This is a genomic window from Chromatiales bacterium 21-64-14 (assembly GCA_002255365.1).
Lineage (GTDB): Bacteria > Pseudomonadota > Gammaproteobacteria > 21-64-14 > 21-64-14 > 21-64-14.
The window spans coordinates 58,643-84,197 of sequence record NCBI01000007.1 but is presented as its reverse complement, the minus strand read 5'-3'; the positions used below and the strand labels follow the sequence as shown (position 1 = coordinate 84,197).

23 protein-coding genes are annotated in these 25,555 nt (G+C 66.2%); 7 read left to right on the top strand and 16 right to left on the bottom strand.

Annotated elements, in window-relative coordinates; all coding sequences use genetic code 11:
* Positions 1 to 16: 16 nt before the first annotated feature.
* The 8 genes from B7Z66_06030 to B7Z66_05995 form a co-directional block, all read right to left on the bottom strand.
* Positions 17 to 1,381, bottom strand: coding sequence for an RIP metalloprotease RseP (locus B7Z66_06030; GenBank protein OYV77165.1), 1,365 nt, complete (start codon positions 1,379 to 1,381; stop codon positions 17 to 19).
* On the bottom strand, positions 1,381 to 2,574 hold the full coding sequence (locus tag B7Z66_06025; protein ID OYV77139.1) for a 1-deoxy-D-xylulose-5-phosphate reductoisomerase: 1,194 nt from the start codon (positions 2,572 to 2,574) through the stop codon (positions 1,381 to 1,383). The genes B7Z66_06030 and B7Z66_06025 overlap by 1 nt, the downstream gene beginning before the upstream one ends.
* Positions 2,571 to 3,398: a hypothetical protein gene (locus tag B7Z66_06020; GenBank protein OYV77138.1), complete on the bottom strand. Its 828-nt coding sequence runs from the start codon at positions 3,396 to 3,398 to the stop codon at positions 2,571 to 2,573. The genes B7Z66_06025 and B7Z66_06020 overlap by 4 nt, the downstream gene beginning before the upstream one ends.
* The gene (locus B7Z66_06015) at positions 3,391 to 4,167 is read right to left on the bottom strand and encodes a di-trans,poly-cis-decaprenylcistransferase (protein OYV77137.1); all 777 of its coding nucleotides are present in this window, start codon (positions 4,165 to 4,167) and stop codon (positions 3,391 to 3,393) included. The genes B7Z66_06020 and B7Z66_06015 overlap by 8 nt, the downstream gene beginning before the upstream one ends.
* A 101-nt stretch (positions 4,168 to 4,268) precedes the next feature.
* The gene (locus tag B7Z66_06010) at positions 4,269 to 4,829 is read right to left on the bottom strand and encodes a ribosome recycling factor (protein OYV77136.1); all 561 of its coding nucleotides are present in this window, start codon (positions 4,827 to 4,829) and stop codon (positions 4,269 to 4,271) included.
* Between the two features lie 17 nt (positions 4,830 to 4,846).
* Positions 4,847 to 5,572 carry a UMP kinase gene (locus B7Z66_06005; protein ID OYV77135.1) on the bottom strand — a complete coding sequence of 242 codons (726 nt, stop codon included), beginning with the start codon at positions 5,570 to 5,572 and terminating at the stop codon, positions 4,847 to 4,849.
* A 58-nt stretch (positions 5,573 to 5,630) separates the two neighbouring features.
* Positions 5,631 to 6,521 carry a translation elongation factor Ts gene (locus tag B7Z66_06000; GenBank protein ID OYV77134.1) on the bottom strand — a complete coding sequence of 297 codons (891 nt, stop codon included), beginning with the start codon at positions 6,519 to 6,521 and terminating at the stop codon, positions 5,631 to 5,633.
* Positions 6,522 to 6,558: 37 nt separating this feature from the next.
* Entirely contained in the window at positions 6,559 to 7,473 is a 915-nt protein-coding gene (locus tag B7Z66_05995) for a 30S ribosomal protein S2 (GenBank protein ID OYV77133.1), read from the bottom strand.
* 259 nt (positions 7,474 to 7,732) lie between these two features.
* Between B7Z66_05995 and B7Z66_05990 the strand changes: the two genes are divergently transcribed.
* Together B7Z66_05990 and B7Z66_05985 are read left to right on the top strand one after the other, a co-directional pair.
* Entirely contained in the window at positions 7,733 to 8,500 is a 768-nt protein-coding gene (locus B7Z66_05990; protein OYV77132.1) for a type I methionyl aminopeptidase, read from the top strand.
* A 37-nt stretch (positions 8,501 to 8,537) separates the two neighbouring features.
* Entirely contained in the window at positions 8,538 to 11,231 is a 2,694-nt protein-coding gene (locus B7Z66_05985) for a [protein-PII] uridylyltransferase (GenBank protein OYV77131.1), read from the top strand.
* A 9-nt stretch (positions 11,232 to 11,240) separates the two neighbouring features.
* On the opposite strand, the gene B7Z66_05980 is transcribed toward B7Z66_05985, so the two are convergent.
* Positions 11,241 to 11,630, bottom strand: a complete 390-nt coding sequence (locus B7Z66_05980; GenBank protein OYV77130.1) for a glyoxalase — start codon at positions 11,628 to 11,630, stop codon at positions 11,241 to 11,243.
* On the bottom strand, positions 11,627 to 12,523 hold the full coding sequence (locus tag B7Z66_05975; GenBank protein ID OYV77129.1) for a hypothetical protein: 897 nt from the start codon (positions 12,521 to 12,523) through the stop codon (positions 11,627 to 11,629). The genes B7Z66_05980 and B7Z66_05975 overlap by 4 nt, the downstream gene beginning before the upstream one ends.
* 153 nt (positions 12,524 to 12,676) lie before the next feature.
* Between B7Z66_05975 and B7Z66_05970 the strand changes: the two genes are divergently transcribed.
* The 4 genes from B7Z66_05970 to B7Z66_05955 all read left to right on the top strand — a co-directional run bounded on the left by B7Z66_05970 (position 12,677) and on the right by B7Z66_05955 (position 16,316).
* On the top strand, positions 12,677 to 13,870 hold the full coding sequence (locus B7Z66_05970; protein ID OYV77128.1) for a succinyldiaminopimelate transaminase: 1,194 nt from the start codon (positions 12,677 to 12,679) through the stop codon (positions 13,868 to 13,870).
* Between the two features lie 34 nt (positions 13,871 to 13,904).
* Complete coding sequence (locus tag B7Z66_05965; protein OYV77127.1) at positions 13,905 to 14,726, top strand: 2,3,4,5-tetrahydropyridine-2,6-dicarboxylate N-succinyltransferase; 822 nt, start codon at positions 13,905 to 13,907, stop codon at positions 14,724 to 14,726.
* Positions 14,727 to 14,759: 33 nt separating this feature from the next.
* Positions 14,760 to 15,104 carry an arsenate reductase gene (locus B7Z66_05960; protein OYV77126.1) on the top strand — a complete coding sequence of 115 codons (345 nt, stop codon included), beginning with the start codon at positions 14,760 to 14,762 and terminating at the stop codon, positions 15,102 to 15,104.
* A 72-nt stretch (positions 15,105 to 15,176) separates the two neighbouring features.
* Positions 15,177 to 16,316 (top strand): succinyl-diaminopimelate desuccinylase, encoded by a 1,140-nt coding sequence (locus B7Z66_05955; protein ID OYV77125.1) that lies wholly within the window; start codon positions 15,177 to 15,179, stop codon positions 16,314 to 16,316.
* Positions 16,317 to 16,680: 364 nt separating this feature from the next.
* Here the strand turns inward: B7Z66_05955 and B7Z66_05950 are convergent, their stop codons facing one another.
* From B7Z66_05950 to B7Z66_05925, 6 genes are all read right to left on the bottom strand, one after another.
* Positions 16,681 to 17,364: a tRNA (adenosine(37)-N6)-threonylcarbamoyltransferase complex dimerization subunit type 1 TsaB gene (locus B7Z66_05950; GenBank protein ID OYV77164.1), complete on the bottom strand. Its 684-nt coding sequence runs from the start codon at positions 17,362 to 17,364 to the stop codon at positions 16,681 to 16,683.
* A gap of 111 nt (positions 17,365 to 17,475) precedes the next feature.
* Complete coding sequence (locus B7Z66_05945; GenBank protein ID OYV77124.1) at positions 17,476 to 19,431, bottom strand: helicase; 1,956 nt, start codon at positions 19,429 to 19,431, stop codon at positions 17,476 to 17,478.
* 85 nt (positions 19,432 to 19,516) lie between these two features.
* Positions 19,517 to 20,026 (bottom strand): hypothetical protein, encoded by a 510-nt coding sequence (locus B7Z66_05940; GenBank protein ID OYV77123.1) that lies wholly within the window; start codon positions 20,024 to 20,026, stop codon positions 19,517 to 19,519.
* A 126-nt stretch (positions 20,027 to 20,152) separates the two neighbouring features.
* The gene (locus B7Z66_05935; GenBank protein ID OYV77122.1) at positions 20,153 to 20,656 is read right to left on the bottom strand and encodes a hypothetical protein; all 504 of its coding nucleotides are present in this window, start codon (positions 20,654 to 20,656) and stop codon (positions 20,153 to 20,155) included.
* Positions 20,653 to 22,962, bottom strand: coding sequence for a penicillin-binding protein 1B (locus B7Z66_05930; GenBank protein ID OYV77121.1), 2,310 nt, complete (start codon positions 22,960 to 22,962; stop codon positions 20,653 to 20,655). Before B7Z66_05930 ends, B7Z66_05935 begins: the two co-directional genes overlap by 4 nt.
* A gap of 251 nt (positions 22,963 to 23,213) precedes the next feature.
* Positions 23,214 to 24,521 (bottom strand): hypothetical protein, encoded by a 1,308-nt coding sequence (locus tag B7Z66_05925; protein ID OYV77120.1) that lies wholly within the window; start codon positions 24,519 to 24,521, stop codon positions 23,214 to 23,216.
* A gap of 274 nt (positions 24,522 to 24,795) precedes the next feature.
* On the opposite strand from B7Z66_05925, the gene B7Z66_05920 reads away from it, so the two are divergent.
* The gene (locus B7Z66_05920) at positions 24,796 to 25,224 is read left to right on the top strand and encodes a hypothetical protein (protein ID OYV77119.1); all 429 of its coding nucleotides are present in this window, start codon (positions 24,796 to 24,798) and stop codon (positions 25,222 to 25,224) included.
* Positions 25,225 to 25,555: the final 331 nt, after the last annotated feature.

Here is a 25,555-nt window from a genome sequence, read left to right as displayed (position 1 = left end):
ATGCCTCAGGGTGTGATCAGCCGACGAATAATCGGCGCAGGTCATTGTAGAACGCCAAACTCATCAACAGAACCAACAGAACCATGCCGAGCCGTTGACCGGCCATCTGGACCTTCTCGGACACCGGGCTGCCTTTGACGATCTCCACCAGATAATAGAGCAGATGACCGCCGTCCAGGATCGGGATCGGGAGCAAATTAAGCACACCGAGACTCACACTGACGATCGCAAGGAACCCGAGGAACGGCGAGAGTCCCATGCTTGCACTCTCACCGGCGTACTTGGCGATGGTAATGGGTCCGCTAATGCTCCGCACGGAGGCCTCGCCGGACACCATACGGACCAGAATCTGAAGCATCCGCACCGTCATGTCCCCGGTCTTGCGGAACGCATGGCCGAGCGCTTCCGCCGGTCCGTAGCGCACCATCACCCGCACCCGCTCGAACAGGTCCTTCGGGACCCTCGGGTAGACCCCGATGCGTCCCTCGGCGCCGCCATCCGTCATCGCCTTCTGGATATCCACGACAACGGTCCGCTCGGCGCTACCGCGGCGTACGGTCACGCGCAAGGCTTGGCCGGGACGCGCGCGGATATAGCCCGCCATGGTGTCCCAGTCGAGCACCGGCGTGCCATTCAGGGCGACAATCCGGTCGCCGACCTGCAGGCCGGCCGCCTGGGCCGGGTCCCCAGGCACCAGCCGCCCGATCACTGGTGGAAAGCTTGGGTGCCACGGACGCACACCAAGGACATCCAGCAGGTCCTGATCCTTGAACAGCGCGCCGGACTTCCACGGTGGCAAGGTCCGTTCGAGTTGGTGTCCCTGCGGGTCGCGCAGGGTCAACTGCACCGGCTTATGGTCCAGGGCGGCGTCCAGCAGGGCGAAGCGCGTGGTGTCCCAGGTGGGCGTATGGTGACCATTGACCGCCACGATCTCCTCGTTGGCCATGAGTCCCGCGTGGGCCGCGGGACTGCCGGGTGCCACCGCCCCGATCAGCGGCCGGGCGCCGATCACGCCCAGCATGAACATGATCCAGTAGGCCATGATCGCCAACAGGAAGTTGAACAGGGGCCCCGCGACGACGATCGCCATGCGCGACAACACCGGCTTGCGGTTGAACGCGCGCGGCAATTCTTCCCTGGACACCGGCGCCTCGCGTTCGTCCAGCATCTTGACGTAGCCGCCCAGGGGTACCGCCGCCAGCACGTACTCGGTACGATCGGCCCCCGCACGCCAGATCCAGAGCGGCTTTCCGAAACCAATGGAAAACCGCAGCACCTTGACACCGAGGCGGCGCGCCACCCAGTAGTGGCCAAATTCGTGGACCGTGACCAGCACGCTGATGGCCGCGGCAAAGGCGGCCGCATAGAGCAGCACGTGGATCACGGAGCGACCCTCTGCGTCCAGGCTGATACGGCCCGGTCGGCGGCGACGCGCGCCACATGGTCATCGGACAGGATGACATCCAGACTGTCGGGGGCATGAAGCGGCACGCGGTCCAGTACCGACTCGATCACCTGCGGGATCCCGGTGAACGGTAGACGGCGATCCAGAAACGCCTGGACAGCTACCTCATTGGCCGCGTTCAGCACCACGGTGGCCGTGCCGCCAGCCTCGATTGCGCGGTAGGCCAAGGCAAGGCACGGGAAGCGCTCCAGATCCGGCGCCTCGAAATCCAGGCGTCCCGCCGCCACGATGTCCAATGTAGCAGCGCCGGAACTCATGCGCTCCGGCCAAGCCAGGGCGTGAGCGATGGGCACTCGCATGTCAGGCGTAGCCAGGTGCGCCAGGACGGATCCATCCACGTATTCCACCATGGAATGGATCGTACTCTGGGGATGCAGAACCACCTGCACGTGTTCCGGCGTGGTCTGGAACAGCCAGCATGCCTCCACCACCTCGAGGCCCTTGTTCATCATGGTAGCCGAGTCCACGGAGATCTTACGGCCCATCACCCAGTTGGGGTGCGCACAGGCCTGCTCCGGCGTAACGTCCTCCAATGCCGACAAGGGCGCGGTGCGGAACGGCCCCCCGGAGGCCGTCAACAGGATCCGGCTCACGCCGATACCCGCCAACCCGCCGTCGGACTGCGGCGGCATGCATTGAAAGATCGCGTTGTGCTCGCTGTCGATGGGCAACAATTGCGCCCCATACCGTGCGACCTCATCCATGAAGAGGCGCCCCGCCATGACCAGGGCTTCCTTGTTGGCCAGCATCACGCGCTTGCCGGCGCGCACCGCGGCCAGGGTGGGCAGCAACCCGGCGGCACCCACAATGGCTGCCATTACGTAGTCTGTCTGAGGCAGACCGGCCACCGTCGCAAGGCCCTCTGGCCCGCTCAGCACCCGGGTATCCACCCCCGCGTCCCGCAGCCGTTCCTCCAACCGCGACGCGGCGGCAGTCGCGCCAAGAACGGCGAACTCCGGCCGGTGCTCCCGGCAGCACGCGAACAGGCGTTCCGCATCCGTATTCGCGGTCAACGCAACAACACGGTAACGGTCACGGTGCCGCGCCAGCACGTCCAGCGTACTTTTGCCCACGGACCCGGTGGCACCCAGGACCGTGACTCCGATCATTTCGCCAATTTCAGCCATATCAATCCCAGAAGAAACACCGGCGCCGCCGCGGCAAGACTATCCACCCGATCCAGTACGCCGCCGTGCCCCGGCAGCAGAGATCCGCTGTCCTTCACTCCAGTCAGTCGCTTGATCATGCTTTCGAACAGGTCGCCGATCACCGAGTACAACACCGTCACCAGGCTCAGGCCCACAAAGGCCGCCGCCTGGGTGATAGGAAAACGAAACACCAGCCCCCCCGCCAACGCGAATACGATCGTCGCGGCGAGCGCGCCGTAGAGACCCTCCCGGGTCTTGCCCGGGCTCAGGCGCGGGGCCAGCTTCACCCGGCCCCAGTTGCGGCCGACGAAATAGGCGCCGCTGTCCGCGACCCAGACCAGACCGAGGAGATACAGCAGCCACGATGGGCCATCAGGCCCGGTACCATGGAGCGCCACCAGGGCCATCCAGGCCGGCACCAGGGTCAACATTCCCACCAGCGCCTTGACGGGCGCGGCCCAGGAAACACCGCCCGTATCACCCCGGTAGCGCGTCAGGCCCACCGCCACCATCGACCACCACACCAGGGCCAGTAGCAGTATGCCCAGGAGTCCATTCGGACGGCGGGCTACCCACCAGACGCCGAGCAGGAGCAATAGTACCAATAACAGATAGAAAATACGCGTGCCGGTCCCGCCGCAATCGGTCAGGCCGCTCCACTCCCAGGCGCCCGCCAGCACGAACACGGCGAAGATCACGCCGAGTTGCCAGCTGGATAACATGAATGCCCCCCCGCCGACCACCAGGATAAGCAACGCGGCGGTGATCAGGCGCTGTCTAAGCACCCTTGATGGCTTCCACCTGTTGGCCGGTGAGCCCAAAGCGCCGTTGGCGCTGGGAAAACCAGTCCAGGGCCTGGGCCAGCGCGCGAGTATCGAAGTCCGGCCACAGGACTTCCGTGAAATACAACTCGCTGTACGCCAATTGCCAGAGGAGGAAATTGCTGATGCGCTGTTCACCACCGGTACGGATGAACAAGTCCGGTTCGGGGACCCCATGGAGCGCCATATGATCCTGGAGCCGTTCGGGCGTGATGTCGATGGGCTGGAGCGTACCGGCCTGCACCTGCGCGGCGAGTTGGCGCACCGCCTGTGCGATGTCCCACCGGCCACCGTAGTTGCCGGCGATCACCAGGGTGAGGCCGGTATTCTCGCGGGTCAGTTCTTCGGCGTCCCGGATACGCTGCTGCAGCCGTTCGGGAAACGCCTCACGATCCCCGATCACCATGAGGCGCACGTTGTTGCGATGCAAGCGCCGTGCTTCGCGCCCCAGGGTGGAGATAAACAGTTCCATCAACAGCCGCACCTCAGCCCGCGGACGGCGCCAGTTCTCGCTGCTGAAAGCGAACAGGGTGAGGACCTGGATCCCAACGGAAGAGCACTGTTCCACTACCGCGCGCACCGCCTCGACGCCGGCCTTATGGCCCCGGTGGCGAGGCAGCCGGCGGTTCTGCGCCCAGCGGCCGTTGCCATCCATGATGATGGCGATATGCCGCGGAACTGACCGGCAGATGCGGTCGCTGACCCCTGCGGAGATCTCCTCGTGACTGGACATGATCTTTTGGTCGTACCCCGGGAGCTTGTCACGCGGCGTGTCAGGCGTTCAGGCGGCACCGGAAAACGGCGCCCGCGCGGCCTCACGCGGCACCGATGGCGTCAGATCTCGAGCAGTTCCTTCTCCTTCGCTTGCAGCACGCCTTCCACGTCAACTTCAATATAATGCGTAGTGAACTTCTGGATTTCCTCCTCCGCGCGCCGGGCCTCGTCCTCCGAAATCGTCTTTTCCTTTAGCAGGCGCTTGAATTCGTTGTTGGCGTCGCGACGGATGTTACGAATGGCGACCCGGGCGGCCTCTGCTTCCTGGCGGACAAGCCGGGTCATATCCCGGCGGCGTTCTTCGGTAAGCGGCGGCAAGGGGATGCGGATAGTGGTGCCGGCGGTGGCCGGCGTCAGTCCGAGATCGGAGGTCATGATGGCCTTCTCGACGGCGGAGACCATGTTCTTGTCCCATGGACTCACGGCGAGGGTGCGCGCGTCGATCGCGGTGACGCTTGCGACCTGACTGAGCGGCGTCTGCGCCCCATAATATTCCACCGTGATGTGGTCAAGCAGGCTGGTATGGGCACGTCCGGTGCGCAACTTCGAAAGCTCCTGCTTCAGGGCCTCGACGCTCTTGGCCATGCGCTCGGCGGCACCTTTCTTGATATCATTGACCATCGGACCCTCTCCCGCGCTCAATCCGCCGCCACCAGGGTACCCACCGAGTCACCAAGCATCAGCCGCATCAGATCCCCCGCGCGATTCATATTGAATACGCGCAGCGGAATGCCGTGATCACGGCACAGAATGATGGCGGTATGGTCCATGACCATGAGTCGCTGGTCCAGAACTTCCTGATAGCGCAACTTGGCATAGTGTACGGCATCCGGCTGTTTGACCGGATCGGCGGAATATACGCCATCGACCTTGGTGGCCTTCAGAAGCAGATCGGCGCCGATCTCAATGGCGCGCAAACTCGCCGCGGAATCGGTGGTGAAAAACGGGTTACCGGTCCCGGCCGCGAAGATCACTACCCGGGATTTTTCAAGATGGCGGATCGCGCGGCGCCGGATGTAGTCTTCGCAGACTTGATTGATCTTGAGCGCCGACATGACCCGGCACGGCACTCCCAGACGCTCGAGGGCATCCTGCATGGCAAGGGCGTTCATCACCGTCGCCAGCATGCCCATATAATCGCCGGTGGCCCGATCAATGCCCGCCTCGGCGAGGCCGACACCGCGGAAAATGTTGCCCCCGCCGATCACCAGCCCGATCTGCACGCCCAGCCCGCGCACATCGCGGATCTCGTTCCCGACTCGGTTGAGGACCTGCGGATCGATACCGAAGTCCTGGGAGCCCAACAGCGCCTCCCCGCTCAGTTTGAGCAGGATCCGGTGGTAGCTGGGCGCTGGGTCCGGCATCGGGTCAGGTCATCACGCTCGAACGATTGTCATGTAGTGGGACGTGCGACACCGGAGCTCAGGAACCTCGTGCTTGGGACATCACTTCCTCGGCAAAGTTTTCTACCTTCTTTTCAATCCCCTCGCCCACTTCGTAGCGATGGAAGCGGGTTACGGCGGCCCCGCTCTCCTTCAGGAGCTTGCCGACGCTCTTGTCGGGATCTTTCACGAAGGGTTGACCAACCAACGTCACTTCGGCCAGGAATTTCTTAAGTCGTCCCTGTACCATCTTGTCGACGATGTCTGCGGGTTTGCCGCTCTGCGCGGCCTGGGCCCGGAATATTTCCCGCTCCCGGTCGAGCAACTCCGGCGATACGTCTGTCTCGTCGATGCAGGTGGGCCGGCTGGCCGCCACATGCATTGCCACGTCCTTCGCCAGCTCGTCGTCCCCGCCGGTCATTTCCACCAGCACGCCGATCCGCGTGCCATGCAAATAAGCGCCGAGCCGCGTGCCGGAGGCGAGTTCGCAGCGCTCGAAGCGGCGTACCGCGATATTTTCGCCGATTTTGCCGATCAGCTCCTGCCGCGCGACGTTGACCGAAACTGAGTCGCCGTCGCGCAGTGGAGCGGCCAGGAGTGCCTCGAGGTCGGACACCTTCGTGTCCAGCGCACGCAGCGCCACCGCTTGGCTGAACCGTTGAAAGTCGTCGCCCTTGGCTACGAAATCGGTCTCGCAGTTTACCTCCACCATCACCGCCCGGGCGCCGTCGTCGCTGCGCACCAGAACGATAGCGCCGTCCGCAGCGACCCGCCCGGCCCGCTTGTCGGCCTTCGCGAGACCGGTCTTGCGCATATGCTCAACGGCCGCTTCCAAATCTCCGCTGGTCTCGGTCAGCGCCTTCTTGCACTCCATCATTCCGGCGCCGGTGCGATCCCGCAGTTCTTTCACGAGGGAGGCGGATATCTGCATGCTATGTCCTCTGTTGCTGGGTCGGTGGAGGAAGCGCTCAGGACTCGCCTGGCGCATCCTCCGCGCCCGCGGCATCGTCCCCGTCGGCATCGGCTGCCAACAGGTCAGGCTCCTTGACGGCCTCGGAGGCGCGGCTCGTCACCACCGCCTTCTTCTTGGGCGCGGCACCTTTCTTGCGCGGCGCAGTCTTGGGTTTCGCCGCCCTTGTGGTAGTCGGGCTACCGCTCGCGTCCAACTCGATGAATTCGTCTTCCGGCATCGCCTGGGACCGAGTGGCGCGCCCCTCCAGCACCGCATCCGCCGCGCCCGCCACATACAGCTGGATCGACCGGATGGCGTCGTCATTGCCGGGGACGACATAGTCCACTCCGTCGGGGGCGTTATTGGTATCCACGACCCCAACCACGGGGATACCCAGCTTCTGGGCCTCCTTCACGGCAATCTTCTCGTTGCCCACGTCGATCACGAAGAGCGCATCCGGCAACCCCGTCATGTCCTTGATGCCGCCGAGGCTGCGCTCCAGCTTGCCCATCTCGCGCCGTAGGCGGGTCACCTCCTTCTTCGTCAAACGCTCGAAGGTGCCGTCTTCGGTCATTACCTCCAGCTCGCGCAGCCGCTGGATGGATTGTTTGACGGTCTTGAAATTGGTCAGCATCCCACCGAGCCAACGGTAGCTCACGTAGGGCATCGCGCAGCGTACCGCATGCTCGCGGATGATCTCCTGAGCGGCGCGCTTGGTGCCGACGAACATTACGGACCCCCCCTGGGCGGCCAGACGGCCAACGAAATTCATCGCATCCTGATAGAGTGGGAGGGTCTTTTCCAGGTTGACGATATGGATCTTGTCCCGTTCCCCAAAGATGTAGGGGGCCATCTTGGGGTTCCAATAACGGGTCTGGTGGCCAAAATGCACGCCGGCCTCCAGCATCTGGCGCATGGTGACGTTCGCCATGAGGTACCACTCCTCGTTGTCTTGGGTTGAGCCTCCATACGCCCCATGAGGCAACCGACGGCGGGTCTCCGCCCTCGGCACCCGGCCCCATGTGCCGGCGTATGTGTGGGTTTGGCCGCAATGGCCGTATTGCACGGTGAAGCGGCGCTTTATACCATAAACCATCGGTGGCAACAATTGAAACCGCTGTGCGATCCGCGTATTTTGCCGGATTGCCTGCCCCCATCCCGGACTAGGCAGCCGGGCCCGGAGTCCTACGATGCCCGTTACCCTGAAGACACCGGAAGAGATTGAGAAGATGCGCGTGGCCGGTCGCCTGGCAGGCGAGCTGCTGACCATGATCGAGCCTTACGTGCAACCCGGCATCACCACCGACGAGCTGGACCGGATCTGCCACGAATACATCGTGAGCGAACAGCAGGCGATCCCCGCCCCCCTCAACTACCGCGGATTTCCCAAATCGGTCTGCACCTCAGTAAACCACGTGATCTGTCACGGGATCCCGAGCAGTAAACGACTGAAAACCGGAGATATCATCAATATCGACGTCACAGTGATCAAGGATGGCTATCACGGGGACACCAGCAAGATGTTCTTCGTGGGAGAGCCCTCAGTGATGGCTCAGCGCTTGGTCAAGGTGACCCACGAGGCCATGATGATCGGCATCCGGATGGTCAAACCCGGGGTCCGGCTGGGGGATATCGGCCACGCGATCCAGCGCCACGCGGAGCAACACGGCTACTCCGTCGTGCGCGAGTACTGCGGGCACGGGATCGGGCGGGAATTCCATGAAGATCCTCAGGTATTGCACTACGGCACCCCCGGCACCGGCCTCGTGCTCCAACCCGGCCTTACCTTTACCATTGAGCCCATGCTCAACGCGGGGAAACCGGACGTGAAACTCCTACCCGATGGGTGGACCGTGGTAACCAAGGACCACAGCCTCTCCGCCCAATGGGAACACACCATCTTGGTGACCCAGGACGCCCACGAGATTCTCACCACACGTCCCGGGAACGAGGTGTGAAGGATCCCGTCCGGGCCACCGCCCGCCCCGCGCCGCCATGACGTCCATCCCTGCGCCGCCCGCAGGCCTGGACCCCGCCTCTGTGCAGCGGGCACGCATCGCGGGTGAGCCCCCGCTGGCGATCTTCCGCCGCGCTCTGGATACCAGTGATGCCGAGCTGGCCCGGCGCTTCGCGGAGGATGCCCCTGCCGATGAGCTGGTGCATGGACGGGCACGCCAGGTGGACGGGGTACTCATCGCCGCTTGGCGCGAACTACTGGGTGGCGCTGGCCCCGACCTGGCCCTGGTGGCGGTGGGGGGTTACGGCCGCGGCGAATTGCACCCGTGTTCCGACATCGACCTCATGATCCTGGTCGCCCAGGGCGTGGACCGGGAACACCACCGCGAGGGTATCGAGCGTTACCTGACCCTGCTCTGGGACCTGGGGCTGGACGTCGGCCACAGCGTGCGCTCCGTGGACGACTGCGTGCGCGAGGCCCAGCAAGACATCACCGTGGCCACCAACCTGATGGAGGCGCGGCTCCTGACGGGGCCCGAGGCCCTCCTAGACGCCCTGCGTGCGGCCACCGGGCCGGATCGGCTGTGGCCGAGCCGCGCGTTCTTCGAGGCCAAGCGGAAGGAACAGCAAACGCGCCACACCAAGTTCCACGACACTGCCTATAACCTGGAACCGAACATCAAAGAGGGGCCCGGGGGCCTGCGCGATATCCAGATGGTGGGCTGGGTGGCCAAGCGTCACTTCGGCGCCGCCACCCTGCACGACTTGGTGGCCCACGGATTCTTGACCGAGGCGGAATACCAAGCCTTGGCGGACGGCCAGAATCACCTGTGGCGCATCCGCTTCGCCCTCCATGACCTCACCGGGCGACGCGAGGACCGGCTGCTGTTCGATCACCAAGCCGCGGTGGCGCGGCGTTTCGGTTACCAGGACGCCGATCACAATCTGGGGGTCGAGCAGTTCATGCAGGTCTATTACCGCACGGTAATGGAGCTGGGCCGTCTGAACGAGATGCTGCTGCAACTATTCCAGGAAGCGATTCTGTACGGCGACGATCCCGGCGCTCCGGTCCCGATCAACCGCCGCTTTCAAGCCCGCAACGGGTTCATCGAGGTCACCGGTCCGGACGTCTTCCGGCACTACCCGTTTGCGCTGCTGGAAATCTTCCTCCTGCTGCAGCAGCACTCGGAGCTTACGGGTGTGCGCGCCTCCACCATCCGCCTGATCCGCGCGCACCGTAAACGCATCGACGACAAGTTCCGCGCAGACCTGCGTGCCCGCAGCCTGTTCATGGAGATTTTGCGCCAGCCGCGGGGCGTGGCCCACGAACTGCGGCGGATGAACCGCTACGGCATCCTCGCGGCCTATATACCCGCCTTCGGGCAGGTGGTGGGGCGCATGCAATACGACCTGTTTCACGTCTACACGGTAGACGAGCACACCCTGACCCTGGTCCGCAACCTGCGCCGCTTTACCGTAGCCGAGTTCAGCCACGAATTTCCGCTGTGCAGCGGGCTGATTCAGCAGCTGCCCAAACCCGAACTGCTGTATATCGCGGCGCTGTTCCATGACATCGCCAAGGGACGCGGCGGCGACCACTCCGAGCTGGGCGCGGCCGACGCCGAGGCCTTCTGCCGGGCCCACGGGCTCAGCCAGTACGATACCCGCCTGGTCTGTTGGCTGGTGCGCAACCACCTGATCTTCTCCCTCACCGCCCAGCGCCGGGATATCAGCGATCCCCAGGTAATCCACGGATTTGCCCAGAAGGTGGGCGACCAAGCGCACCTGGATTATCTCTATCTGCTGACCGTGGCGGACATCCGGGCCACCAATCCGGAATTGTGGAACGCTTGGCGCCAAGCCCTGCTGCTGGAACTCTACAACGCGGTGACCCGCGCACTGCGACGCGGGTTGGAGAACCCCATCGACAAGCAGGAGCGCATCGCAGAGGCGCAGGAAGAGGCCGGCGCCGAGCTGCGCCGGCTCGGGTTGGGGGAGGAAGCGATCGACCAGGTATGGGATGAAGTGAGCGAGGACTATTTCCTGCGCTATCTTCCCGACGAGATCGTCTGGCACACCGAAGCCATTGCGGGCTGCACGGCCGCAGACCTGCCCCTGGTGCTGGTGCGACCCCACAGCACCCGGGGCGGCACCCAGATCTTTCTCTACACGGCAGAGGCGGATCACCTCTTCGCCACCGCCACCGCGGCCCTGGATCAGCTCGGTCTGACCATCGTCGACGCACGCATCATCAAGTCCCGGCACGGGTTCACACTTGACACCTACTTGGTGCTGGAGGCCGACGGTGGTCTCATCGAACAACCCTACCGGCTCGATGAGATCCGCGTCACGCTGCAACGCCGGTTGCGCACGCCGGAGCGCAGCGTCGCGGTGACGCGCCACCCGTCACGCCACCTGAAACACTTCAGCATCCCCACGCAACTGGACTTCGTCCAGGACGACAGCAACCGGCGTACGGTGATCGATCTGCTGACCGGCGATCGCCCCGGCCTGCTCTCCCAAGTCGGCCAGGCCTTCCACCGCTGCGGGGTACGGGTCCAGAACGCCAAGGTCACCACCATCGGCGCCCAGGCCAACGACGTATTCTTCGTGACCGACCTGCGCAACGAACCACTTTCGGAGGAACGGATCCGCGAACTGCGTGGCATCCTCTCCGCGGCCCTGGACCAGAACGACCCAGGGCGCAGCGTGGCGCGCAGCACACCTGCCTGAGCCCGCGCCTCAGGCCACGCCCGCCGGGCGTTCGACGAGCTCCAACGCATTCCCGTCCGGATCCCGACAAAACAAGGCGCTGCGCCCCGACCGGCTGCGGGTAAAAAAGACTCCCGCAGCCGCCAATGCCTCGGCCACCGGTGCGAGATCCGTCACCGTCAGTGCAACATGGCGGTCGCGTCCGCCGTGCCGGGCGCGACCCTCGCGCGGGTCCGGATTGTGCAGTTCCATCAGGTGCAACTGCTGATCGCCTACCGTAAGCCATGCCCCGGGGTAGCCCAGGTCCGGGCGCGCAGGGTCCACCGTCAGTCCCAACACCCCGGTATAAAACGCCAGGGCACGGGCGGTATCCTCCACCAGCACGGCTGCGTGCTGGATGCCGGTATAGCGCGCGTTCATTCCGGATGCCGCTCCTGGACCCGGGCCGCGAAATAGGCAGCCGCCATGATCAACAGACCACCCAGCCATTCCCGGGAGGTCACCACCTCCCGGGTCAGCAGCTGGGAGGAGACCGCACCAACGACCAGTTCGAACAACAGAATCACCGCGGAGCGCTGCACCGGCATATGGGTCACCCCATACTGCACCGATACCGTCATCAGGACGATGCCGAACCAGCCCAGCGCCGCAGCCCCCAGCCAAGGGCCGGCCCCGGCGGCAAGCGGCGCCGCCGCGCCCACGGCCAGCAGCCAGACCCCCGCCACCCCCGCGACCCCGACCCAGGTGACCGCCGTCTTCACTGGGATCCCCACGTCGGATAAGCGACGCACGAGGACGTTGGCAAGGGCGAAACTGAAACCGGATGAGATCGCCAGCCAATCCCCCGGCTCCCGGGGCCACGGATGCCGCAGCTCCGGGTGCCAGCTCATGAACAGTACCCCCCCCATGGCAAGGGTCAGCACCACGACAGCGCGCCGGCTCAGGGGCTCGCGCAGGACAATCCAGCCCATCAGGGACGCCCATACCGGAGAAAGGTAGAACAGCAACAGCACGCGCACTACCGTCCCATCGAGGATCGCGAGGATGAAGCTGACATTGCACCAGCCCGCCGCCACGGCGAGTGCCAGCAGGCCGAACGGCCGGCGCACAAGTTGCCCACGACCCCGCCACAGCATCACCAGCCCGGGCAGCGCGGCAGCGGAGTAGCTAACCAGGGCAGCCCATAGCCCATCGAGGCCGTGGCTCTGCAAGATCCGCAGGGGATACCAGATGACCCCCCAAAGACTGGCCGCCAACAGCAGGCTGAAAACGGGCAGCAGTGCGCGCGCGGGTTTGGTACCGGTCATGGCCATGACTTATACTACGACGCGGATCCGGGGAGTCCGGACCACCGCCGGGATGCGCGGCGCGCGCGCGGCGTCGGTACCGTCCGCGGCGCAGACCGTCCCTGAGTGGGGGCCGAACCTGGAAGCGCGGCCAGCCGCGCGCTGCATGAACCTGGAACCATGAATCCGGACCTTTCCCGTCTCCAACCCTATCCCTTCGAGCGTCTCGCGCAGCTCCTTGCGGGCGCCGAACCACCTGCGGGCCTGCGCCCCATCGCGCTGTCCATCGGCGAACCCCAACACGCCCCGCCCGCCGCCATCGCCGCGCAAATCACCGCCCAGATCGGCGGCCTCGCGCGCTATCCAAGCACCCGCGGCGCAGACACCCTGCGCGCCGCCATCGCGGCGTGGGCAAGCCGGCGTTACGGCCTCACACCGGAATTGGATCCCGCCTGCCACGTGCTGCCCCTCAATGGCACCCGCGAAGGACTGTTCGCCTTCGCCCAATGCGTCGTGGACCCCGGCACCCGGCCCCTGGTGCTGATGCCGAACCCGTTCTATCAGATTTATGAGGGTGCAGCCCTGCTCGCCGGCGCCGAACCCTGGTATATCAACCCGGCCGGCAGCGACGCGGATACACCCGATTTCGCCGCGGTCCCCGCCGCCGTGTGGGACCGCTGCCAGCTACTCTACCTGTGTTCGCCTGGCAATCCCACCGGTGCCGTGCTCGACCTTCCCACCCTGCAAGGGTTGATCGGCCTGGCCCAGGAGCACGACTTCATCATCGCCAGCGACGAGTGCTATTCCGAGATCTATCTGGATGAGGCGCGCCCACCGCCGGGACTACTCCAGGCCGCCGCCGCCTTCGGCATCGACGACTACCGGCGCTGCGTGGCGTTCCACAGCCTGTCGAAGCGCTCCAACGTCCCGGGCATGCGCTCCGGTTTCGTCGCCGGCGACCCGCAGATCCTCGCGCAGTTTCTCCGCTACCGCACCTATCACGGCGCCTCCATGGCGCCGCCGGTCCAGGCCGCCAGTATCGCGGCCTGGCAGGACGAGGAACACGTGCGGCGCAACCGTGCCGCCTACCGTGAGAAATTCGACACCGTGCTCGATATTCTAGGCGGCGCGTTGGACGTGCGGCGGCCGGCAGCGGGATTCTATCTTTGGCCGCGTACGCCAGTAGACGACGCGGTGTTCACTCGCGCGCTCTATGAGCGCCAGCACGTCACGGTGTTGCCGGGGAGCTATCTGTCCCGGGTGGCCTACGGCGAGAATCCGGGCCGCGGCCGGGTACGCATCGCCTTGGTACCGCCCATGGACGAGTGTGTGGAGGCGGCGCACCGCATCCGCGGGCTGCTCGCCGCCCTGTGACCCTACATTCCATGAACCAACCGGGAGCCATCCCATGGACGACCTGAAGAACATCATCGAAGAGGCCTTTGAACGCCGCGCGGACATCACGCCGCGCAACGTGGAGACCCACGTGCGCGAGGCGGTACACGAGGCCATCGGCCTGTTGGACACGGGCAAGGCACGGGTGGCTGAGAAGCGCGGTGCGGACTGGATCGTCAACCAGTGGCTGAAAAAAGCGGTGCTCCTCTACTTCCGCATCGAGGACAACAACTTCATGAAGGGCGGCTTCGCCAACTACTACGATAAGGTGCCGGCCAAGTACGCCGACACCAACTCCCGGGATTTCCGATCCGCGGGCGTGCGCGTAGTACCACCGGCCGCGGCGCGCCGCGGCGCCTACATCGCCCCCGGCGTGGTGCTGATGCCGTCCTACGTGAACATCGGCGCCTATGTGGACAGCGGCACCATGGTAGACACCTGGGCCACCGTGGGATCCTGCGCGCAGATCGGCGCCAACGTCCACCTGTCCGGCGGCGTGGGCATCGGCGGGGTGTTGGAACCGGTGCAGGCGGCGCCCACCATCATCGAGGACAACTGCTTCATCGGCGCCCGCTCCGAGATCGTGGAGGGCGTTATTGTCGAACAGGGTTCGGTAATTTCCATGGGTGTCTACATCGGGCAGAGCACCCGGATCTATCACCGCGAGAGCGGCGAGATCTTCTACGGCCGGATCCCCGCGGGTTCGGTGGTGGTATCCGGCAACCTGCCCTCCAAAGACGGCAAGTACAGCCTCTATTGCGCGGTGATCGTCAAACAGGTGGACGAGAAGACCCGCAGCAAGGTGGGTATCAACGCACTGCTGCGCGATGTGTAACCGGATGCCGCCTGATCCACGGCCGGAAGCCGCATGATCATCCTCTACGGTATCCCAAATTGTGACGCCTGCCGCAAGGCGCGCCGCTGGCTGGACACCCACGGGGTGCGCTACCGTTTCCAGGATCTGCGCGCCGCGCCACCCGGCGTGGACCGGTTGCGGAAGTGGGAACGGGAACTGCGTTGGGAGACCCTGCTCAACCGCCGCAGCACCACTTGGCGCGCCCTGCCCGCGGCCCGCAAGACGGACCTGGACGCGGCCCGCGCCGTGGCATTAATGGCGGAAGAACCGACCCTGATCAAGCGCCCGGTGCTGGAACTCGACAAGCGCCATCACGTCGGGTTCTCCGAGGTGGAATACCAGGGGCTGTTCGACTAAGCCTACTCGGCGCCGGTCCGGGTGATCCGCGCGTAGCCGGGGCGCACCGGGATGCGCTATCCTTCTGGGCCCATGCCTGATCCATCCGCCACCGTCGTCCTCGCCCGCGAGCTGATCCGCCGTCCCTCGGTCACGCCCGCGGACGGCGGCTGCCAGGAAGTGCTCATCCGACGCCTGGAGGCCCTCGGCTTCCAGGCGGAACGGCTGCCCTTCGGTCCCGTCACCAACACCTGGATCCGCCTCGGCGACAGCGCGCCGCTGTTGGTGTTCGCGGGACACACCGATGTGGTGCCGAGCGGCCCGGAGGAACGCTGGGATACCCCTCCCTTCGAGCCAGCCGTGCGCGACGGGCAGCTCTATGGCCGCGGCGCCGCCGACATGAAGGGAAGCCTGGCGGCCATGGTCACCGCCTGCGAGGCCGCCCTCGCCTCCGGTCCGCTACTGCGCGGCTCCGTTGCGCTGCTGCTGACCAGCGACGAGGAGGGCGACGCGGTGGACGGGACCGTGCGCGTGGTGCAACACCTTCAGAACCGGGGCGAGACCATCGACTGGTGCCTGGTGGGGGAACCGAGCAGCGTGCGGAGGCTGGGCGATACCGTGAAGATCGGCCGGCGCGGCTCGCTCAGCGGCCGGCTCCGGGTGTTGGGGACCCAGGGGCACGTGGCCTACCCCGAACGCGCCGACAATCCCATCCACCGCGCGGCGCCGGCGCTCGCCGAGCTATGCGCGGCCAGTTGGGACGCGGGCAACGAACACTTCCCCCCAACCACTTTTCAGATCTCCAATGTGCACGGGGGCACTGGCGCCTACAACGTGATCCCCGGGGATCTGGAAGTCGCGTTCAACTTCCGTTATTCCACCGAGGTCACGGCGCAGGATCTGCAACAACGAGTGGAGGCGCTGCTGCAACGCCACGCACTGCGCTACGAGATCGACTGGAGCCACTCGGGTCAGCCGTTCCTCACCCGCGGCGGCGAACTGCTGGACGCCGTGCGCGGCGCGGTGCGGGATGTGCTGGGGATCGAGACCGAGGCATCCACCGCCGGCGGCACCTCGGATGGCCGGTTCATCGCGCCCACCGGCGCCCAGGTGGTCGAACTGGGACCGGTGAACGCCAGCATCCATCAGATCAATGAACGCGTGGCACTAGAAGAACTCGACGCCCTGTCCGCGCTCTACCGCCGGGTGCTCGAACGGCTTTTGGTGGAATAGGCCACACGCCCCAGCCGGCGCGGTTACCGACCCCGCGTCATGCCGCCGGTCTCTGCCCGCCCCCCGGCACACCACTTCCCCGGGAATTCAACCCGCGCCGCCGCTGGTCGTAGGGCGCCCGCTCGTTTCGGCGTGGCATAGATCGCCTGCGCCAGTTCCCGGTAGCCTTCCGCGTTGGGATGGACCGAGTCGGACGTCAGGGCCCGATCGGCCTCGATCCGCGTCGGGACCCAAAGCCGCCAACCGTGCCGGCTGCTCCCCGCCGGCGGCGAGCAGCCCCCAAACGACGACTAGGACCCACCATCGTCCGATCCTGCGAGATCTCCTTCTTGATGCCACCCGCGCGCCCGCCGACCCAAACCCGCTAGCGGCCCCCGTCCCCGACCACCCGGTCGCGCAGATAGACCGGTAGCGCGGCCTCCGCCGCCACCGCCTGACCCATCCTCCACCCTGCCGCCCCCAGCACCGCGACATCCCAAGCCTGGGGCGCACGCTGCGCGGTCCACCCCGACAACGCTGTCCCCAGATGACGTTGCAGTTCGTCCCCGTAGCGGTCGAAACCGCTCCCGATCCCGTGCCAATCGGTCCCGGACGGGACCGGGACCGCCGCGGGCCGGCACACGCATTCTTCCTCCACCGGCGCCATCACCCCCTCGGGACCGGCCCGATAGGCGCCCCAGTAGACCTCATCCATGCGCGCGTCCAGCGCGGCGAGCACCGCCCTGTACCCGGACTCGCGCAGCGCCCCCTGCGCCAATGCCCCCAACGTGGACACCGGAACCACCGGCAAGCCGGCACCGAATGCCAAGCCCTGAATCACCGCGGTGGCGATACGCACCCCAGTGAACCCGCCCGGTCCGCGGCCGAAGGCGAGGGCATCCAGGGCGGCGAACGATAGCGCGGCCTCGGCCAACAAGGCGTCCACCATAGGCAGGATGAGCCGCGCGTGTTCGCGCGGCGCCAGCGCGGAGCGTTCCAGCACGGCACCGTCCTGATACAGGGCCGCGGAACAGGTCTCGGTTGCGGTCTCGATGGCGAGGATCTTCATGGCAGCCAGCCGATACCGGGAAACGTTCCCATGCAGCGCGGAGGCACGCCGCAGCGCCCACGCCACGCGGATTCCAGGATCCCGCCTCCCCCCCGACCCGCGCGCGGGCGGTTACTGCGCCGCATGGTCTGCAAGCACCGTCTCCCCGGTTTCGAAGAACGCCTGTACATCCTCCAGCGCCCGGGTGCTGGGCATCTCTGGGAGGCTGCGCAGAAATATCCGTCCGTAGGGCTTGTTCATCAGCCGCGGATCGCACAGCACCAGCACGCCGCGGTCGTCCACGTCGCGGATCAGCCGGCCTACCCCCTGCTTGAGCTGTAGCACCGCACTCGGCACTTGATATTCCAGGAACGGGTTTCCCCCCGCAGCGCGCAACGCCTCGATGCGTGCCTGCTGCACCGGGTCGTCCGGAGGCGCGAACGGCAGCCGGTCGATGATGACGCAGGACAGCGCGGGGCCGCGCACGTCCACCCCTTCCCAGAAGCTCGCGGTCCCGAGCAAGACCCCGTTTCCCAACTCGCGGAAGCGGCGCAACAGGACATCGCGCGGGGCCGTGCCTTGCACCAGCAACGGATAGGGGATGCGTCCCGCCAAAAATTCCGCCGCCTCCTGCAGGGCCCGGTGGCTGGTGAACAGCAGGAAGGCGCGCCCTGCGCTGGCCTCCAGCACCCCCACCGCCGCCTCCAGCATCGCCGCGGTGTACCCGCGCTGATTGGGATCCGGCAGGCCCTGGGGAACATAGAGAAGGGCGTTGCGCGCGAAGTCGAACGGGCTCTGCCACTGGCGCGTCAGCGCGTGGTGCAAACCGAGACGGCCCATGAAGTGATCGAAGGAAGCCCCCACCGCCAGGGTCGCCGAGGTGAAGATCCACGCCGCCGGGTACTCCTCCATGCGTGCGCGAAACAACTGCGCCACATCCAGCGGCGTGCGGTGCAGGCTGAATCCGTGGCGGTGGGTCTCCCACCAGCACACGGCGTCCAGGGCAGCGGGATCCGGCGCCGTCTCCGCGGTGATCTGCGCGAGGCGCTGTTCCTGCTCTGCGCAGCGGCGCAGCACCCCCTCCAGTTCCTTGCTGGCCCCCGCCACCGGCTCCAACAACGCGGCCATAGCCCCCAGGGCCGTGCGCAATCTCACCACCGCCGTCTGCACGCCCGATTGCCCCGCGACCCGATGCCAGGCCGCCCGCTGCTCGCCGACGCCGAGCGCCAAGCGCAATTCGCGCACCGCCCGTTCGAGCCCGTCGGCGCACTCGCGCACCGCCTGAGTGTCCCCAGCGGCGGCCACCGACCCAATGGTGGCATCCCGAGACAGTTCCAACAATTGGGTGGCACCCAGGGACTGGGTGAAAAACCGCGCCGCGATATCGGGAAGCTGATGCGCCTCGTCCACCACGAAGCCATGGGCGCTGGGGAGCAGATCCCCGAACCCGGCATCCTTGAGCACCATGTCGGCGCACAGCAGATGGTGATTGATCACCACCACGTCCGCCTCCTGGGCGGCGCGGCGCGCCTTCACCACGTAACACTCGCCGTACTCGGGGCACTCCTGACCCAAACAGTTCTCGGTGGTGGAGGTCACCCGGCTCCACAACCCGGAGTTCTCCGGCACATCGGGTAGTTCGGCGATATCCCCGGCCGCGGTGCGACCGGCCCAGACGTGGATACGCTGGAGTTCGGCGGCCTGCTCGCGGGAGCGGAACCGGCCGCTAGACGCGGTATTCTCTAACCGGTGCAGGCACAGATAGTTGGCGCGGCCCTTGAGCAGCGCGACGGTGACCGGCACCCCGAGGGCGGCGCGCACACCGGGCAGGTCACGGTGGAACAATTGATCCTGCAAGGTGCGGGTTCCGGTGGATAGCAGGACCTTGTGGCCGGAGAGCAGCGCGGGCACCAGGTAGGCGTAGGTCTTGCCGGTGCCGGTGCCGGCCTCCGCGATGAGCACACCGCGGTGCTCCAGCGTCGCGGTCACCGCCTCCGCCATGGCCTGCTGCTGGGGACGCGGCGCGAACCCCGGCAGCGCGCGGGCGAGGGGCCCGCCAGCCCCCAACAGTTCAGCAAGGGTCTCCATCACCGGCGCCTGTGCGCCGGATCGCACGCAGCAACCACGCCCGGGCACGTTGGGTGGGTGCGCGCCGTCGGACGCCGGACCGCTATCAGCGTGCGCTGCGGTTGTCCCAGACCTCGTCCTCCTCCACACCCCGCTCGCGGCTCCACGCCAAGCGAGCGATATTTTTGAATCGTGCCACGGACATGGCTCCGCGCTTGCTGCGACGGCTGGACGCGCCGCTGCCCGCCGCTTCGAGCACCGCCTCGCGCTGTGCCTCGTAGATCTCCACCGTCTCGAAGTTCTCGTCGAGCAGTACTAGCAGCAGGCGGTCCCATTCCTGATCGACCTTCAGTTGCCCGATGCGCTGACCGGATTTTTTTTCATCGAAGATCGCCCGCCCCTTGATCTGGAACCGTAGTCCGTCGCGTGGGCCGCGGCCGATAGCGTCGTAACCGCCCCTACGTTCCTGACACAATTCCAGGTCCAGCAAGCACGCCGCGTCGTACTCGGCGATCTCGCCGCTGACCCCCGCCAGCGGCTTGCCCATGGCGCGCTTGTAGTCCGCTGCCAACTGGCGCGCCTGAGCAATCAATTTGTCCACCGAGTAGACCGTCACGGGTCTCCCGCCTCCCTTACCGCTTCTCGCGCACACGGCCCGTTGCGCGTGGAACACGCGCCCCTGGACCGCATACCCCCTTTACAGTGTACCTGGAAACGTCCCCCCCGGGGACCGGCACTGGCGTCAATGCTGAGCCGCGTCGCTACCCAACGCATCCGCCCGAACCTGTGCCGCCCGAGCCCCCGCCGCATCCCCCGCCCCGGTTCGCGCCGCCGCGATGATCCGCCACGCCTCGGCCGCTACCGCCGTGCGGTTCCCGGCCGCCAGCAGTGAGCGCCGCGCGAGTTGTTCCGCCTGGCTATAATTGTTCTGCTGAAGTCTCAATTTAGCGAGACCCTGCCACAGGACCGGATCGTCCGGTTGGATCCGCAGCGCCCGCTCCAGGCTCGCCGCCGCCGCCTCCAACGCACCGGCCTGGGCCTTGCGAGCCGCGTCCACCACGAGCGCCCGCACCGCCGCGCGCCGCCCGAGCGCCGCCTCCGGCGGTGCGGGCGCCGGCGGCTCCCGCAAGCCGGGCGCGGTAGGCGTGGGCCGCGGCGCTTCGCCGGGCACGGGAGTGACTCCGGTACAGGCGCTCAACAATAGCGCGCCGACCAAGGCCAAGATCCCATCGCGCGTCCAAGTCATTGGAACAACCTCCGCAGCCAACTACCAACCGATCCGCCGCCCCCCGCACAGGGTGCTGCGGCGGTGGGCGCCGAACCCTGGATAAAGGGCAGTTGCACGGCACCCGGACAGTCCGCGTCGGCACGTAGCCCCGAGGCGGGATCGATCCAGGCCGACTCCACATTCGGCGGCGGCACCAGCCGCAGGGGCTGGGAACCGATCCGCTTGATCACGTCACCCCAGACCTGGAGCGCGCCGGTGGCGCCGCTGAGTCCCGCCGGCTGATTGTCATCACGGCCCAGCCACACCACCGCCAAGTAGCTGCCGGTAAAACCTGCGAACCAGCTGTCGCGCAGATCGTCGGTGGTACCGGTCTTACCGGCGGCGGTAAATCCGGGCGGCAGCCAGCGCGACGCGCTGCGCGCGGTCCCCTCGGCCACCACGTCCTCCAATGCGGTATTCACCAAATAGGTCGGTGCCGCGGGTAGCACCTGCTGGACCTCGAGGGGATAGCGCTGCAGGGGTTTGCCGTCCGCGTCCAGGATGTCCCGGATCGCGCGCAACGGCACCCGGAAGCCGCCAGTGGCTAGGGTCTCGTACATACGGGTCACCTGCAACGGCGACAAGGAGGCGGCGCCCAGGAACAGCGACGGATAGGGACGCAGCGGCGCTTCGATGCCCATGCGGTGCAGGGTGTCCACCACGTTAGCCACGCCCACCTGCATCCCCAGGCGCACCGTCGCCTGGTTGTAGGAATGAGCCAATGCTTGGTAGAGCGGCACCTCGCCATGGGAACGCCGGTCATAGTTGCGCGGCGACCAAGTCTGGCCATCCGGATCGGTGATGGTAATGGGTGCATCGTCGACGAGGGTGCCCAGGGTGTAGCGCTTCGGCTCACCCAAGGCGGTCACATAGACCGCCGGCTTGATCAGCGAGCCCACCTGGCGAGCCGCGTCCAGGGCACGGTTGAAACCGGCATAGCGCGCATCGCGGCCTCCCACCACCGCCAGTACTTCACCACCGCTGACCGAGGTCACCACCACGGCGCCCTGCAGGCTACCCACCGGCAGATGGCGGTCACGCTCCAGGACGCGCGCCTGTTCGTCCAAAGCGCGCTCGGCGCTCTGCTGCACCAGAGGATCCAGCGTGGTAAAGATGCGCAGGCCCGCGGAGCGCAGGTCCTGCTCGCGGTAATCCCGTAACAGCTGTCGGCGCATGAGGTCCCAGAACGCCGGGTAGGCGGTGAGCGGGCGCGGCTTCGGCGTGACTTCCAGCGGTGCGGCCTTCGCGGCCTGTGCCTGTGCAGCATCGATAACGCCGCGGGTCTGCATGACGTCCAACACGACGTCGCGCCGCATTTTAGCCTGCTGCGGATGACGCCGCGGGTCATAGTAGGAAGGTCCCTTGACCATCCCGATCAGCAACGCGAGCTGGGGCAGTTTGAGCCGCGCCAGGGGCCGGTCGAAATAGAAGCGGCTGGCAAGACCGAAACCGTGGATCGAACGCGCCCCGTCTTGACCCAGATATACCTCGTTGATATACGCCTCAAGGATTGCTTGCTTGCTGTAATGCAACTCCAGCAGCATCGCCATCACCGCCTCCTTGGCCTTGCGCGACAAGGAGCGGGTATTGCTCAGAAAGAAATTGCGCACCAGCTGTTGGGTGATGGTGCTGCCGCCCTGCACCACATGTCCGGCGCGCAGATTGGCCAGCGTGGCGCGCAATATGGCCTTGGGCTCGATCCCGAAGTTTTGATAGAAATGCCGGTCCTCCACTGCGATCAGACCCTGGAGCAACAGCGGCGGCACCTCGTTCAAGCGCACCAGGATCCGGTCCTCCGCGCGCGAAGGATAGATATCGCCGATCTGCACCGGGTCCATCCGCACCAGCGGCAGAGCACCGCCGGCAGGGAACTGCTGGAGCCCGGTCACGTGTCCACTGGAGAAATCGATGGCCACGCGCGCGGACGCCTGCTCACCGTCCCAGAAGGTGAAGTCGCGGGTCACGAAATCATAGGTATTCCCGTGCCGCGCATAGGTAGCGGGGCCGCCGGGCTGGGCCACCCGCCGGTAGCCGAGGGCGTGAAGTTCGTAGTCGAACTGGGACGCACTCAGAGCGAGCCCCGGATAGAGATCCAGCGGCCGCGCATAAACCTGCGCCGGCAGTGACCAGCGTTTGGACTCGAACTGGCTGCGGATCGTGAAGTCCAGATAGACCACATAGAGGAACAGCAGCAGCACGCAAAACGCCGTCGCCCAGGGCCAAGCCCGCTGGAACCGGGTCTTGCCGGGGGTGACGCCATCCTTGCGCCGCTTGCGTCGCGCCATGAGTACGCGGAAGGTCCGGCGGATCAGCGGATGGATACGGGCGGCGTCGGCGCGGAGATCCGCGGCACCGGGTGGTCACCAGTAGCGGAGCGCAACCGGGGGGGGATTGCGTGGGGGTTCATGGGAGCGGGGCCTCCTGCCGCCGGGGCTAAGAACAACGGCATGTGATCGGTCGGGTGGATTCCGCCGTCATGATACCCCAAACCGGTGCGCCAGACAGGGGGGCACGCGGATGCCGGCGCCCGGATCGCTCAGGAACCTCCGGCGGCGACCCGCTCCGGCGTGAGGTAGTCCTGGGGATGGATCCCGTAGGCACCGGGAACCAAAACCAGGCGCACGTCGAACGGCCGGCCGGCACCGTCTCGCCGCCGCTCCATCAGGTCCACTACCTGTGGCGCCTCGCGGCGCGCCTTGTCCGGATCCAGCACCATCAGGACCCGGGGCCGCAACCGACGCAGATGGTTGTCGCTGACCACCACACCCACCTCGCCCGTGGTCATCTCCACGACGCTACCGACGGGAAAGATGCCAACGCACTGGATGAACTGTTCCATCAACCAGGGATCGAACAGTTTTTCACGGCTCTCGTACATCCACTTCAGGGTTTCCACCGGCGACGCGGCATCGTGGTACACACGATCGCTGGTCACCGCATCGTAGACATCCACGATCGCCACCATACGACTGTAGAGACCAATCTGATCGCCCCTGAGATTGCGCGGATAACCGCTGCCGTCACGCCGCTCGTGATGGCCATAGACCACATCCAGCACACTGTCGGGCAGGCCACTGTGTACCCGCAGGATCTCATGGCCTGCTCCCGCGTGGGTCTTGACCACCGCGAACTCCTCGGGATTAAGGCGCCCGGGTTTGTTCAGGATCTCCAGAGGAACGCGCATCTTGCCGATGTCATGGAGCAGCGCACCGAGGCCCACTTCGTAGAGCGCCTCCTTGGACAAGCCCAGCTGGCGTCCATAGGCCAGGGTAAGGATGCTCACGTTCAGGCAGTGCAGTGACGTGTACTCGTCCCGGCTCTTGAGCTGGGTAAGCCACACGAGCGCGTCCGGGTTATCGAGGATGCTCTCCACCAGGCCCCGGACCAGCGCCTTGGCGTCTCCGGGCTCCAGGCTCCGGCCCAGACGCACATCCCGAAACACCTGGGTGATCAGCGCGCGGCCCTCCGCACGCAGCTTGCAGGCACGCGGAATCTCCTGCTGGAAGGTAGTGCGGTCACGGTAGACTGGCGTTCCGGAATGACCCAGCGACAGGCGTGCCAGGACATCGGGTGAGATACCAATCGGCACGGGATCGCGGGCTGCGCCGACGGGCGCCGCGGCAGCAGGCACGTCCCCCACGGCCGCGGATTGCCCGCGCCGGACCCGGGGCTGGCAGTCCACGAACACATACTCGCAGACCTGTCGGACCGCTTCGATCGCCCGCGCGCTGTTCAGATAGAAACCCTGGAACGGAAACGGCGTCTCGAGCCAGGGCCGGTCCAACTCGACCACATACATGCCGATCCGCAGATCCTGGATATCGACTTTGATCTTCTCTCCCATCTCAACCCCAACTCTCGAACGCAGATCCTGGTATCGCCCTGCCCCGCAGGCCTGGGCGCGGATCCGGTGGATACACCGGCCGCAACGCCAGACGTTACGACTATCGGCCGTAGCGCTCAAAGATTGAGCCCGGATTCACGCGCGGACGCCAGTACCCGGGGTGGCATGCGGTAAAGGACGTCTAGCCACCGCCGCTATCCCCGTGGACGACGCAGCGGCACAGGTCCGCCCCCTGCGCCCGGCACCCTGGATCTCACCCACCGGAACCGCCACCATGGATCACGCCCTGACGTGGATGTTGACCACCGCCATCGGAAGTCTCGCCATCGGTATCGGCGCCGGATTCTACCTGGGGCGCAGTACCACCACGGACGCCCGGCGCACCCAGGAATTGGAACGGGAATTGGACGCGACAACCAAGGACTTTGCGGCGTTCCGCAAGCAGGTGGCCCAACACTTCGCCGGTACCGCCGAACTGACCCGCGACCTGACCGCCCGTCAGCGCCTCCTGAATGAACACCTAGCGCAGGGCGCCCACTCTCTGGCGGGCCAAATCATCGAAGACGGTTTGGCACCGCCCCCCCGGCCGACCCTGACATCCCACGCCGCCCCCCGGGAAGTCGCACGCCCACACGCCGCCAGCGGCGCCGAACGACCCCGGCATCCGGCCATGGTGGCACCTGCGGATTTCCCGAGGATCTGACCCGGCCGCGGGAGTACTGTCTCATCGGATCGCCGCGCCCGCCCGGGTGAGGCGGGAACTCCGCAAACTCGGTCTTCCCGGTATCCGACGCCATCCCAACGATCCGGCAACCGCGACGGCAGACACCGCCGCTGGCGTAGCGCACATCGTTCACCGGCGTGCGGCGCGCGCCGACTCGACATCGAGGGGTTCACAGCAGGAGCCTGGTAAACGCTGCGGGCACGCTCTGAGCGACCCCGCGGAACGCGGACCATGCAAAGGCCCTGCGTCTCCACTGGACCGGGTCGCCGATCCCGGTCACAGTGAGGAGGATGGCCATTCTCCCGGGCAC

Bases quoted from the DNA above. Each gene is read 5' to 3' on its own strand.
- B7Z66_06025 (OYV77139.1), bottom strand. From the start codon at position 2,574: ATGATCGGAGTCACGGTCCTGGGTGCCACCGGGTCCGTGGGCAAAAGT.
- B7Z66_06015 (OYV77137.1), bottom strand. From the start codon at position 4,167: ATGTCCAGTCACGAGGAGATCTCCGCAGGGGTCAGCGACCGCATCTGC.
- B7Z66_06010 (OYV77136.1), bottom strand. From the start codon at position 4,829: ATGGTCAATGATATCAAGAAAGGTGCCGCCGAGCGCATGGCCAAGAGC.
- B7Z66_06005 (OYV77135.1), bottom strand. From the start codon at position 5,572: ATGCCGGACCCAGCGCCCAGCTACCACCGGATCCTGCTCAAACTGAGC.
- B7Z66_06000 (OYV77134.1), bottom strand. From the start codon at position 6,521: ATGCAGATATCCGCCTCCCTCGTGAAAGAACTGCGGGATCGCACCGGC.
- B7Z66_05995 (OYV77133.1), bottom strand. From the start codon at position 7,473: ATGGCGAACGTCACCATGCGCCAGATGCTGGAGGCCGGCGTGCATTTT.
- B7Z66_05990 (OYV77132.1), top strand. From the start codon at position 7,733: ATGCCCGTTACCCTGAAGACACCGGAAGAGATTGAGAAGATGCGCGTG.
- B7Z66_05985 (OYV77131.1), top strand. From the start codon at position 8,538: ATGACGTCCATCCCTGCGCCGCCCGCAGGCCTGGACCCCGCCTCTGTG.
- B7Z66_05980 (OYV77130.1), bottom strand. From the start codon at position 11,630: ATGAACGCGCGCTATACCGGCATCCAGCACGCAGCCGTGCTGGTGGAG.
- B7Z66_05975 (OYV77129.1), bottom strand. From the start codon at position 12,523: ATGGCCATGACCGGTACCAAACCCGCGCGCGCACTGCTGCCCGTTTTC.
- B7Z66_05970 (OYV77128.1), top strand. From the start codon at position 12,677: ATGAATCCGGACCTTTCCCGTCTCCAACCCTATCCCTTCGAGCGTCTC.
- B7Z66_05965 (OYV77127.1), top strand. From the start codon at position 13,905: ATGGACGACCTGAAGAACATCATCGAAGAGGCCTTTGAACGCCGCGCG.
- B7Z66_05960 (OYV77126.1), top strand. From the start codon at position 14,760: ATGATCATCCTCTACGGTATCCCAAATTGTGACGCCTGCCGCAAGGCG.
- B7Z66_05955 (OYV77125.1), top strand. From the start codon at position 15,177: ATGCCTGATCCATCCGCCACCGTCGTCCTCGCCCGCGAGCTGATCCGC.
- B7Z66_05950 (OYV77164.1), bottom strand. From the start codon at position 17,364: ATGAAGATCCTCGCCATCGAGACCGCAACCGAGACCTGTTCCGCGGCC.
- B7Z66_05945 (OYV77124.1), bottom strand. From the start codon at position 19,431: ATGGAGACCCTTGCTGAACTGTTGGGGGCTGGCGGGCCCCTCGCCCGC.
- B7Z66_05935 (OYV77122.1), bottom strand. From the start codon at position 20,656: ATGACTTGGACGCGCGATGGGATCTTGGCCTTGGTCGGCGCGCTATTG.
- B7Z66_05930 (OYV77121.1), bottom strand. From the start codon at position 22,962: ATGGCGCGACGCAAGCGGCGCAAGGATGGCGTCACCCCCGGCAAGACC.
- B7Z66_05925 (OYV77120.1), bottom strand. From the start codon at position 24,521: ATGGGAGAGAAGATCAAAGTCGATATCCAGGATCTGCGGATCGGCATG.
- B7Z66_05920 (OYV77119.1), top strand. From the start codon at position 24,796: ATGGATCACGCCCTGACGTGGATGTTGACCACCGCCATCGGAAGTCTC.